This is a genomic window from Chitinophaga polysaccharea (assembly GCF_902150045.1).
Classification (GTDB): Bacteria; Bacteroidota; Bacteroidia; order Chitinophagales; family Chitinophagaceae; genus Chitinophaga; species Chitinophaga polysaccharea_A.
Genome location: NZ_CABFVU010000005.1, coordinates 50,314 through 62,896 on the forward strand (window position 1 = coordinate 50,314; position 12,583 = coordinate 62,896).

Annotated in this window: 8 protein-coding genes and 1 pseudogene; 6 read left to right on the top strand and 3 right to left on the bottom strand. The window is 48.8% G+C overall.

The annotated features are described in order from the left end of the window. Positions 1-48 precede the first annotated feature (48 nt). Positions 49-273, top strand: a pseudogene (locus FN124_RS31890) (IS982 family transposase); the annotation flags it as partial. Positions 274-456: 183 nt separating this feature from the next. Here FN124_RS31890 and FN124_RS28265 read toward each other — a convergent pair. From FN124_RS28265 to FN124_RS28275, 3 genes are all read right to left on the bottom strand, one after another. Beyond that, the gene (locus FN124_RS28265) at positions 457-1,647 is read right to left on the bottom strand and encodes an MFS transporter (RefSeq protein WP_142688159.1); all 1,191 of its coding nucleotides are present in this window, start codon (positions 1,645-1,647) and stop codon (positions 457-459) included. A gap of 76 nt (positions 1,648-1,723) precedes the next feature. Continuing rightward, positions 1,724-1,999: an ArsR/SmtB family transcription factor gene (locus FN124_RS28270; RefSeq protein ID WP_142688160.1), complete on the bottom strand. Its 276-nt coding sequence runs from the start codon at positions 1,997-1,999 to the stop codon at positions 1,724-1,726. A gap of 136 nt (positions 2,000-2,135) precedes the next feature. After that, a complete protein-coding gene (locus tag FN124_RS28275; protein WP_142688161.1) occupies positions 2,136-3,263 on the bottom strand; it encodes a glycoside hydrolase family 43 protein in 1,128 nt (375 codons plus the stop codon). Between the two features lie 385 nt (positions 3,264-3,648). Here FN124_RS28275 and FN124_RS28280 point away from each other — a divergent pair, with 385 nt between their 5' ends. From FN124_RS28280 to FN124_RS28300, 5 genes are all read left to right on the top strand, one after another. Then, positions 3,649-4,242 (top strand): RNA polymerase sigma factor, encoded by a 594-nt coding sequence (locus tag FN124_RS28280; RefSeq protein ID WP_142688162.1) that lies wholly within the window; start codon positions 3,649-3,651, stop codon positions 4,240-4,242. 76 nt (positions 4,243-4,318) lie between these two features. Then, complete coding sequence (locus FN124_RS28285; protein WP_142688163.1) at positions 4,319-5,503, top strand: FecR family protein; 1,185 nt, start codon at positions 4,319-4,321, stop codon at positions 5,501-5,503. A gap of 172 nt (positions 5,504-5,675) precedes the next feature. Continuing rightward, positions 5,676-9,011 carry a SusC/RagA family TonB-linked outer membrane protein gene (locus FN124_RS28290; RefSeq protein ID WP_142688164.1) on the top strand — a complete coding sequence of 1,112 codons (3,336 nt, stop codon included), beginning with the start codon at positions 5,676-5,678 and terminating at the stop codon, positions 9,009-9,011. An 11-nt stretch (positions 9,012-9,022) separates the two neighbouring features. Then, entirely contained in the window at positions 9,023-10,411 is a 1,389-nt protein-coding gene (locus FN124_RS28295) for a RagB/SusD family nutrient uptake outer membrane protein (protein WP_142688165.1), read from the top strand. 17 nt (positions 10,412-10,428) lie between these two features. Next, positions 10,429-12,582 (top strand): T9SS type A sorting domain-containing protein, encoded by a 2,154-nt coding sequence (locus FN124_RS28300; RefSeq protein WP_185937431.1) that lies wholly within the window; start codon positions 10,429-10,431, stop codon positions 12,580-12,582. Position 12,583 lies beyond the last annotated feature (1 nt).

A 12,583-nucleotide genomic window follows, 5' to 3' on the forward strand; every position in this document is an offset into this window, starting at 1 on the left:
TCCCCTCTGAAAAAAGTCTCGCGATTTTGAAAATCTGTTTAGCCCTTCCATTACAGGAAATATCCGAAGAAAAACAGATTGAAGCGATAAATGGTAGAAACGGTTTTTGCTCAGTTGTGCGATCAGCTGAACCTTAGAAGGAACTATGACAGATCATTTGTTTGTTTGGCTACCAGGTTAGCTTCCAAGCTATCGGCAACTTCCTTGCTCCAGTTCATCAATTTCAAAAATGGACTCAAAATTTCAAAGATTAAACATGCTTTAGCTTTTTAATAGCACAACACGTTACATTTTATATAATAATAGCCTGTATGACGGTGCAAACAAAAATGAAGGCCTCCTGGGAATGATTAAAAAAAGCCGGCATGCGAAAGCAATGAATCTGCCGGTATTCAGTAAACATAAATGCCGCAGCAGCCTTTAACAGCTGCTGCGGCATTTTAAAAAATGGTTGGTTTAAGCATGCAGCATAGGAGCAGGGAATTCCTTTTCTGCATTAGCATCTACAGCTGTTGCCTGGTGCTTCTCGCCAAAAGTAACGAAGCTCAGTCCAAGGTTAACAGCCAGCAGCGCTGCACTCATCCAGATCACGTTATGAACGCCGTAACTGGCTATAATTAAGCCTCCCAGCATGGTGCCCAGCGATATGCCGATATTATAGCAGGAGGTAAGCAGGCTGTTTACAAACTCCAGTGCACTGTGTGGTACAGAACGGGTGGTACGTATATTTCCTATTAAGAAGCCACCTGTATGAATGGCGCCCCAGAAGGAAAGGATAATGACCATCGGAATAAAGATACCGCCAAAGAAATACGCCAGCACCTGTACGAGGATCAGCAAAGAGAAAAATATGCGGGTGGTGCGCATCACATTCCTACTTAGCGCAATACCGGTGATCCAGTTACTCAATACGCCCATACCGCCAAATAAAAGCAGCATAAGGCTTACCTGGGCACCATTCATATGGGAGATCTTTTCCAGGTAGACGGCCAGGTAACTATAACTTGAAAACATACCCGCCAGCATCAAAATGGTGGAAACGAGGTTCAGCCATAACTGTGGATTCTTTAATACATACAATTGGCTGTCGCCCGTAGTTTTCCTGATGGCGGGCATAGAGGGAACAAAAAGCAGCAGCCCCATAAATGCGACCAGGCTCACAAAGCTGGCAAGGAAAAAGGAGGCCTGCCAGTTATTGAAAAATTCCGCCGCATAAGTGGTGATCGGCACGCCCATTACGGTGGCAATGCTAACTCCCGACATTACTACGGAAACCGCTTTACTGCCGGATTCTTTATATGCCACTGCCAGTGAAATGTTCCAGAACAGCGGGTGTAAAAAAGCCGGTAACACCCTGGCAATCATCAGCACCGTAAAATTGGGCGAGAAGGCGGAAAGCAGGTTGGATACTACAAATACAGCCAGTACAAGTGTCATCAGCAGCTTGCGGTTTATATTGGTGGTTAGCGCGGTGATAAACGGGGACGACACTGCCACCGTTAACGCAAATGCACTTAATAACCATCCCGCCGTATCCACGGAAACATCAAATACCTTAGCCAGATTAGGTAGTATGCCTATAACGCCAAATTCGGTGGTGATAATTCCAAAGGCTCCCAAGGCCATTGCGTAGATCGACTTTTTCATTGATGCAACAATTTGAATATTTGAATGTTTCGATATGTTTATGATGATAAATATTGCCTGTTCGGGGAAGAAAGTGTTATGCCTTGAAGGCATTAAGGCGATCAATATAATCGTCCAGCACTTTCTGATTTAAAACGTACTTTACATTGCGTCCCTCTTTTTCAGGTATGAGCAAATCTGCATCTACCAACTGCTTCAAATGGTGGGAAATGGAAGGTTGGGTAAGATCCAGCATATCGGTTATCTCTGCACAGTATAAACATCCCTGCTTCTTTCTGAATTGCTGGAGGACAGTGATCCTGCTGGCATCACTCAGTGCACGGGATATCTTCTCAAATTTTCTATTGTCCATATCCGGGAACAAATTGTTTCGGGTACAAAGATAAGAAAAAAAATATAGAAACATATAAATGTTTCTATGAGGTAAAAAAAGCCCCCGGGTTTACCTGGAAGGAAACCCGGGGGCCGCAAGGGGGAAGCCCTGAAAATTATTTGCTTCCGGGCACAGCCTGTGGGGTAGTGGTAGGCCCTTCCACTACCAGCCTGCCATCTTTTAAAATCTTCATCCGGTCAATAAAAACAACGCGCTGATCGCCTGTGGCGGAAGTGCGGGCATGATATACACAAAGCATTTCTTTTCCATCCGGGGAATAGGTGATGCTGTTATGCCCTGTTCCGGTAACGGTGCCGCCTTTTTCCACGTTTTTCTGCAACACAGGATTATTGGCGCCTTTCACAAAAGGCCCCAGGGGGCTTTTGGAAGTGGCATATCCTACGGCGTAGTTCTTACCGCCAAAATAGTTGGCAGAGTACATCATGTAATAGGTATCTCCCTTTTTAAAGGCAACGGAACCTTCCGTCCACCGGCGGTTCACTTCTTTTGAGGTAACGGAGCGGCTTTCCCATTCGGAATGCTTATCATTCATTTTAACAGGAGGACGTAATAACAGCACCGGCTCTCCGGTTACACCGCTGAAATCAGGCTTCAGCTCCACGCCGTATACCCAGCTTTCCTCTATGGTATCAAACCATCCCTTTTGTTTGGCCCAGGTGGCTACTTCGCTTTCTACAGGATGTTTATAGCAGCAGCGGGAGTAGTAAAGATAAATTTTACCGCTTTTATCAAAGAGTACATTGGCATCAATAACAGGATAACCGGGATCAAAAACAGGGCGGTTGTTGATATCGGTGAATGGCCCGGTAGGACGGTCGGCCACGGCCACGCCTATACGGAAATTCTCTAGTTCTTTATTTGGATTTTCTTTCCACTGGGCGCTGTAGAACATATAGAACTTACCTTTATATTCATACACTTCAGGCGCCCAGTAAGCCCCGTTCCATGCGGCGGTAGAATCGCTCCAGCCGCCTTTGTTACCTGCATAATATACCTGGCCTTCATCTTTCCAGTTCACCAGGTCGGTAGAGGAATAAGCAGCAAACCCATTTTTGGCAATACCACCGGTGCCGTACATATAGTATTTGTCGCCGCTAACATGCAATACATACGGATCGCCGAACTCCACCGGCAGCGGGTTCTGGTAAGTGCGCGATTGCGCCGTTAACCCGTTTGTATACAGGGCTAATGTCAGCATTAAGCATCCAATCGAAATCTTCATTATCTGATATTTATATAAAAGCAAATGCCATCAAATATAATCATCAAAAGGAATTATTTATTTATTTTCGGTCTACCTATTCACTCACCAGTTTCCTGTACGTTTCCCCTATAGGCAGGCGCCGTCTGTTCTCCCAGCATGGATATTGTGTGGCAAAAGCATGGATGCTCCCCGGTTCAGCCATATTTCCCCCGGAGATAAGCCATATCTCCCCCGGAGATAACTTATATCTATACGATATGGCCTGTCGTGGCCGCATTATTGCTTTACTTAAGGGTATAATATAAATATAACAGGGCGTTTATTTACGCTTCTCCGTTTTCTCTTCCCTCCCAATTTTGCAAATTCCATTCACTTATACTATTTTCATGGATCACTACCCGTTATGATCCACGCTAATGAACAGGAATTGTTGCTCTCCGTTGCCAACGGAGATGAACGGAGCTTCCAGGTTCTCGTTAAACAATACTGGCCACAGGTATACGGTACGGCGCTGCGCCTCACACGCTCGCCAGAACAGGCTAAAGACCTCTCACAGGATATTTTCATTAAGTTATGGAACAACCGGGTAAAGCTCCCTGGTGTAGAAAAGGTAGGCACGTTCATTTATGTATGTGCCCGTAATCTTATCATGGATCACCTGGAGAAGAAGGTACTGCATACAGATAATATTGAATTCCTGGCCGATCATCTTTCGGAAGCGCCTTTCAGTGATGCCCAGTCCGGGCTGGAATACAAGGAGCTGGAAAAGATCCTGCTGCTGGCCATTGAGCATCTCCCGGAAAAAGTGAAAACGGTTTTCGTATTGCACCGTTTCAATGGGTTAAGTCATGTACAGATCTCCCGGAAACTGAATATCTCCGTGGTAAGCTCACAAACCTATATTGTAAGGGCCCTGCGCAGTATCCGGGAGTACCTTGGCCGGCATTCCGAAAGTGTTTTTGCCCTGCTGTTCCTGGCTTCCAATTATTTTTTATGAAATTTTCAATTTTACTGTCTTACCCCTGTTTTGTTTTCCGTCCTTATAACGGGGAGTATTAAATCTGCATCGGTATATGTCTGAAGTTACATTTGAGGAATTATTTAAAAGATATATGAGCGGAGCGCTGAACGCGGAAGAGATCCGCTTGTTCAGGAGTATGGCCCTGCGGCCGGAAAACAAGGCCAGGCTCTCCCAATTGCTGCAGGAAGCCTTTAATGATCCGGACTATGCCGAGCAGGCAGATTTTGATGCAGGGGAAATGGCGGAAGAGATCATGATGAAGGCAAAACAAAGCGAGATGATACCGGTGCTGCATCCGGCCAGAAAACCCATTGTTGCCCGTTCCTGGTTCAAGTATGCGGCGGCAGCTGCTATCTTTTTATTGCTGCTGGCAGTAAGCTGGGAATGGAATACCCGTAAAAGAACAAGAGCTATAACACAGGAAACACAGTTGAAACCCGGAACAGCACGCCCGGTGCTGATCCTGGGCGATGGCACCCGTATAGCGCTCGACAGTGCCGCTAACGGCGCCATCGCCCAACAGGGCTCCGCGCAGGTAATTAAGCTGGCCAACGGGCAGTTGGCTTATAAACAATTTTCACAGAAGAACACCGGCCTGGTATACAATACCATGCAAACACCTAACGGCTGCCTGTACCAGCTTATTTTACCGGACGGGTCACATGTGTGGCTCAACGCGGCATCTTCCATCCGTTACCCCGCCGCTTTTCCTGATGATAAAAGAATGGTGGAAGTTTCGGGAGAAGCCTACTTCGATATCGTTAAGGATGATAACAAACCATTCATCGTAACCGCTAAAGGCATGGAGGTACAGGTATTGGGTACCGCCTTTAATATCATGGCCTATGCCGATGAAGACGCTGTGAAAACCACGCTGGTACAAGGCGCGGTAAAAATAAACGCCGGCAGGGTATTACATCCCGGTGAACAGGCGGTGCTGGGTACCTCCGGCGAATTAGTGATCAATAAGCCTGCTATGGAAGAAATACTGGGCTGGAAAAACGGGGAGTTTAATTTTAAGGAGACAAATATCAGCACCATTATGCGACAGGTATCACGCTGGTATGATGTGGAAATAAAATACGAGGGAGATATGTCAGGCATTGAACTGTCGGGCATCGTAGCCAGAACAGCCACTATATCACAATTACTGAAAGCACTTGAACTGACCAAAATCGTACGTTTTAAGATACAGGGAAGAACTATTACCGTGATGCCTTATCATGAGGCCAATTAAATCAACCTTTTAAATGTATTTGTCATGACCTGATCGCTGCACGGATCACACATTGTATGCACATCAGCTGAAAAACCAATCGCCGAGGGGCCCCGGCATGGAGCGTTGTGTGCATACCCGGTTAAATTTCCACGTTTATGATTGCTAATATTTAAAATCCACGAGTTAAAATATGAAATTCCTTGTCACAGGTATTCTCCCGGCTGTAAAAAGATGGCCCGGCAAACCGCTATGGATTATTATGGCCATCCTGCTGCTGCATATAAGCGCCTATGCACAAAATGTAACTATCTCTGTAAAAAATGTTCCGCTGGAAAAAGTGCTCGCGCTGTTAAAACAACAAACGGGCTATTCTTTTATCTGGCGCGATCAGCCGCCTGCAGCGCTCAATAAAGTATCGCTGGAATGTAAGGACCAGCCGCTGGAACAGGTGCTGAAATCCTTCCTGGGCAATCTTTCCCTGCAGTATGAAATAACGGATAAAATAGTGGTGATCACTAAAAAGACAGCACCGGTTCCGGCAGGAAAGGAGTTAAACAGGATCGCCGTATCCGGTAAAGTAGCCGATGAAAAAGGATACCCGTTGCCGGGAGTAAGCATCCGCGTAAAAGGTACTACGCTGGGCGCCACTACAGACAACCAGGGCAATTTTTCACTGGCCGTGCCGGATAACAACGCCGTTTTGGTATGCTCCTATGTTGGATTCGAGCCAAAAGAAGTAAACGTTAACGGCCAATCTTCCCTTAACATCGTACTAAAGGTACAGAGCTCCTCGCTGAACGACCTGGTAGTGGTTGGCTATGGCACCCAGCAAAAAAAGAACCTCACTTCTTCAGTAAGCTCCATCAAAGGCAGTGAGCTTACCGGTGTGGCGGTAACCAGCCTGGACGCAGCCTTACAGGGAAAAGCGGCAGGCATCCAGGTAGTGCAGAACTCCGGCGCCCCCGGCGATGAAACGTATATCCGTATCCGTGGTAACGGGTCGCTGTTCGGCGAAAACCGCCCCCTGTACGTGATAGATGGTGTGCCTATGAGCAACCTTCCTGCAGCACAATACGGCGTTTCCGGCGACGGGCAAAGAATAGCCACTACCAATAACATCAACCCCAACGATATACAATCAGTGGAGATTCTGAAAGATGCCGCTGCTACCGCCATCTATGGCTCCAGGGGCGCTAACGGTGTTATCCTCATCACGACTAAAAGAGGTGCGGAGGGTAAGTCGCGCTTTAATTTTAACATGTATACCGGCGTGGCTGATATCCCCAAACGGCTGCCATTACTAAACGGGGAACAGTTCGTGGAGCTGTTCAAAGAATCCCGCGTGAATGCCGGCTTACCGGTAGATTCTGCGGTAGTGGTTACCGGCCGTAATACCGACTGGCAGGATGCTATTTTCAGATCAGCCCCGGTATCTAACTATAATCTGTCTATCTCCGGGGGAACAGGCAAAACATCGCACTACGTATCGCTGGGTTACTTTGATCAGACAGGGACTATCGTCGGACTGCAGCATTACAAACGTTTTAACGGGCGGGTGAACTTCGACTTTGCCGCTACCGACAAGCTGAAGATCGGCGTAAACGTAACAGGGGTAAGGTCTACCAACAACCGTATGGACAACAGCTTCTCCGGGCAATCTGTACTGGCGCTTGCCCTGATAGAAAATCCCAATGATCCCATCTATAATCCCAACGGAACATATTACACCGATAGGAACCGCCGCTGGACAAACCCCGTGATGATCGCTAATAATTTAAGGTTCCAGTCGATCGTAAACAGTTACATCGGCAATATTTATGGCGAATACAGCATACTACCCGGCCTGAAATTTAAAACCAGTTTTGGCTTTGATAACCAGCAGGTAACAGACGACCGATACCAGTCGAAACTGGTGAACAACGGCTCTGCGGCCAGCGGTTTTGTATCAGTGTTCACACAATTCTTATGGGTGAATGAAAATACCTTATCCTATACACCCATGCTGAAAGGCCGGCACAAGTTAACCGCTTTGCTCGGGCAGAGCGCACAGGAAGCGAATGTAAGAAGGATCAGCGTTTCGGGTAACACCAATTCAACCGATATCATACAGTCGGTAACCGGTTTTACCTCGCTCTCGGCGCCGCTGGACTACCGCTCGCAATGGGGGCTGGTATCTTATTTCGGCCGGGTGAGCTATAACTACGACGACCGTTACCTGCTGGAAGGCGTAGTACGCACAGATGGTTCTTCCCGTTTCGGTAAAAACAGGCGCTATGGTTTCTTTCCTTCCGTGGCTGCAGGCTGGCGGGTTACCAACGAAGCTTTTATGAAACAACAGCGTTTTATTAATGAGCTGAAACTTCGTGTAAGCATCGGCGTTACAGGTAACAATGAAGGGCTGGGGAGCGACTTCCCCGCACTCGCTACCTATTCTACCGGTTACAACTATGGCGCCGAAGCCGGCATTGCTGCCACCTCTTTATCCAATGTGGATTTAAGCTGGGAAGCGACCACCGCTACCAACCTCGGGCTGGACCTGAGTTTCTGGAATAACAGGATCAGCGTTACGGTAGATGCCTACCGTAAACTGACCAACCGTTTGATCTTTAAACTGGATCTTCCCTATACCTCCGGCTTTGCACGTACCAATGGCGCCAACATCGGGCAGATGGTAAATAAAGGACTGGAGATAGGAATCAACACCGATAATATCCGCGGTAAGTTCACCTGGAACACCAACTTCAATCTGTATTTCAACAGGAATAAAATTACCAGCCTGCCTGAAACCGTGGCCGGCGACCCTTCCAGCTCCGACTTCACAGAAAGCCTGCCAGGATCATTCGGCACCACATTGCCTACCAGTATTTTTCGTGTAGGCGAATCCGTTGGCTCTTTCTTTGGCTACCGTAGCAAAGGAGTAGATCCGAAAACCGGGAACATGGTGTATGATGATATTAATAACGATGGCAGGATAACGGCAGCCGACCGCGTGATCCTGGGCAATGCGTTGCCGGATTACACCGGTGGCATCACCAATACCTTTGGCTATAAGGGAATAGACCTGAGCTTTTTCCTGTACTGGTCGTATGGCAACGAGGTATATAACCAAACACGCAGCATGCTGGAGCGTATGAGCGGCTATAATAACGGCGACGCACGTACGCTGAACCGATGGACCCCGCAAAATCCCAACACGGATGTACCCAAGGCCGTATTCAATGATCCTGTTACGCCCAACAGTTTGACCAATGGAGAGGTATCGCACCGTTTCGTGGAAGACGGCTCCTTTATCAGGTTGAAGAATATTACGCTGGGATACACTTTTAAGCCCGACCTGCTGAAGAAGGTAAGGATCAGCAGCGCCAGGGTATACGCCAGCGCGCAGAACCTTTTCATTATCACCGGCTATTCCGGCCTGGACCCTGAATCGCAGAACCAGTCGGTGAAGAACTCACAGCTGGGGATCGATTGGGCGGTACAGCCGCAGGCGCGTACCTTCCTGCTTGGATTAAATGTGAACTTTTAAAAGCAGCCACTATGAAAAAATTACGACTCATATATCTTCTCATTGTATTGGCTTCCTGTACAAAAGTGCTGGACCAGGTACCTGAGTACACTATTGCAGATGAAAATTTCTGGCAAACCGCCAACGATGCGGAAAGCGCTGCAGTAGGCATTTACCCCGCCATACAAAGTATGGCCATGCAGTTCCCCGTAGCTTTCGACGCTGCGTCTGATGCTACTACGGCCTTACTGATCAATTACAGTCCTTTTACTAATCACGGTATCCCGGTAGATAACCCTCTTGTGGCCAGCTACTGGCAGAATAATTACACGGGTATTGGTCGCGCTAACGATTTGCTGAAACATGTGCCCGGTATGAAAGACAGCCTGTTTGTAGCCGGAAGGAAACAGCAGCTGCTGGGAGAAGCCTACTTCCTGCGGGCATATTTTTATTTTAACCTGGTAAAGGCATACGGTCCTGTACCGCTGGTGCTGGAACCTTATACTTCTTTCAATGCTGATTTTACGGTGCCGCGCTCATCGGTTGACAGTGTTTTCGGGCAGATCATTTCGGATCTGAAACAGGCCGAAGCCATGTTGCCGGCTACCTTCGCGGCTGCTTCATCCACCCGTGGAAGGGCCAGCCAGGGTGGGGCCAAAGCGTTACTGGCAAAGGCTTACCTGAGTATAAAGAATTATGACTCTGCAGCCGCCAAAGCCCTTGAGGTAATGAACAGCCCCGTATACACACTGGTAAGCGGTAGCACCGCCTACAGTAATATGTTTTCTCCCAGTGGTAAAAACGGCACCGAAGCGATATTTGAAATACAGTTCATCAGCTCCTCTTCGCAGGCCAATGGACTGTTTAGTTTATACGTGCCCGTGAATGGTATTCCCGCAGGTATACAACCGGGTAGTTACCAGATAACGCCCACCGCAAAGATCATTAACGCCTATGAAACCGGCGATATCCGGAAGAATGCCGCCCTGGGGCTCACCACTTCTGATCCTGCGCTGCCCTATGTAAATAAATATACCCGCTTAACCAGCGGCACAGAGCCTGATATTATTGCGTTGCGGCTGGCAGATATTATCCTCGTAAGAGCAGAAGCGCTGAACAACCTGGGGAAAACAGCCGGGGCTATTGAAGCGTTGAACATCATACGCCGCAGGGCTTTCGCGGAGCCATTGACCACACCGGGCATGCACGATTTTCCTTATGGCGGTGAAACAGATCTTGCCCTGGCAATAGAAAATGAACGCTTCAAGGAACTGGCTTTTGAAGGGCACCGCTTTTATGACCTGGTGCGCACCGGCAGGGCAGAAGCCGTATTAGGCATTACGGCCAACCAAACGTTGTGGCCCGTTCCTTTGAGGGAAATAGGCCGTAACCCTCGACTGGTACAGAATAACGGATACTAACATCTAAATTGATAAAGATGAAACATATTATCTCCACGTTATGGCTGTTGTTAACAGCCGGTTTCAGCTATGCACAGTATACCACTACCTGGGTGGGTAATACTTTTTCTGATGTTACCCACTATGTAGGCAATTGCGCCCGCTCTATGTGGGTATCGCCGGAGGAAGTAGTATATACAGCGTCGTTATGGGATGAAAAAGGCCGCAATATAGGTATCTATCAGAACGGAGCTACCATTGGAGGCATGGGCGGTACCAAAGAATCGCAGGGCAGCGCTATAGGCGGCAATGCCACCTATATATTCACCGCACAGCAGGCCCCTAACAGTGGTAAAATAGGCCGTTACAACCGCAGCACCAAACTGCGCGACCTGTTGTTTACCGCCAGTACAGGCACGGGCGATGCCATTACAGGCATTGCTGTTTCGGCGGGCCGCGTGTTTGTAAGCGACTCCAGCGGCAACCGGGTGGCAGTATTCACCACCGGCGGCGTTCTGATAAGGCAATGGGCGGTTACCTCGCCCGGCCCCATTGCCATCGATAGCTCCGGCGCGGTATGGGTAGTGCAGCTGGGCAGTGGCAACATCCGCCGGTTCGACTCCACCGGCGTAGCCGGCATCGTGTTGAATGTGGGCACAACATCCCGCCTTTCTGCGTTGTATGCCGACAGCGCCCGGGGACAACTACTGGTGGGCGACCAGGGACCGGATATGAATATCAAAATTTATACAAACCTAACGGGAACGCCTGTACTGAGCAGCACCTTCGGCGCGTCAGGCGGTTATCTCAATGAAACCGGCGGTATCCGCGGCGCCACGGGCGACAAGCGTTTCACAAGGGTGGTAGGTATTGGACGCGACGCTTCCGGAAAACTATATGTACTGAATAATCCATGGGGAGGTACCTGGGACCTGGGCCGCAACGGCGCTACCGATATTCATTGCTACAGCACCGGCGGCGCCCTGATGTGGACCCTGCAGGCGCTTAACTTTGAAGGCTGCGCCGCCGCAGATGCCGGCACAGATGGCGAATTACTTTACAGCGGCAATATCATTTACTCCTATACCGGTACCGATGGAGGCGCTTATGTGGCCAACACCGTTGACCCATACCGTTACCCCTGGGATGCGCGCATCCAGATGAGCGACCGCGCGCGGGGCCAACATTTCGGGCACCTCGCCAATGTAGGAGGGCACCGTATCCTGGTAGCCAATAACCAGAACGCAGATGTTTTCTATACCTACTATTTCAATCCTGCTACAGACGGATATATTGCTATTCCCGGCGATACGATCACGAAAGTAAGGAACGGGTTTTGCCTGGATTCCCTGGGAGATATCTGGATCTCACAGGATAAAACAAATGCCATCCAGCATTACCCGCTTACAGGATTTGCGGCAAACGGAAAACCCATCTGGGGACCAGTGATCTCAACACCTACGCCTGCTTCCATTGCGCGGCTGAACCAGCTGCAATACATCCCTGCCAGTGATGTAATGGTACTGGCCGGCGGCAGCACCGACTGGACGCTGATCGGTAACCGCATAGAAGTATATCATGGCTGGCTGGCCGGAAATCGTACCCCCGATACCGTTATTACGCTCAGCAGGGCCCAGGCAAAGTCGATGTCGGCTGCGGGCAATTATCTTTTTGTGGGTTATTATGCTATTCCTGATATCGATGTATTTGACCTTAGCACCGGCGCACTGGTACTTACCATGAACAGCAGCAATCCTAATGTATACGTGGGCAATGACGTGGACTCGCAGTATGGGATCAAAGCCTATCACCGGTCCACCGGCGAATACATGATCACCAAAGACGATTACAACGCCAACAAGATAGTATTGTACCTGTGGACACCGCCAGCCGCAGCAGCAGATTCAGGCGGCTTTGCGGCCGGAAAACTGTTGGCCGCTACGTCCGGGTTAAGCGTATATCCGAACCCGGTAGTGAGCACTTTGAACATCAACATCAAACTGGCAAAGCCCACAGCATGTATGATCACCATTTATGACCTCTCCGGGAAAGTAGTGAAAACGACCGCAGCAAAAAGCAACGGGCCATGGAACATAGATGTGAGCAGCCTGCCGCAAAGCGCCTATATACTGGCGATCACAGATGCGGGTAATGGCCGGATGATAGGCCAGCGTAAGTTTATAAAACAATAAC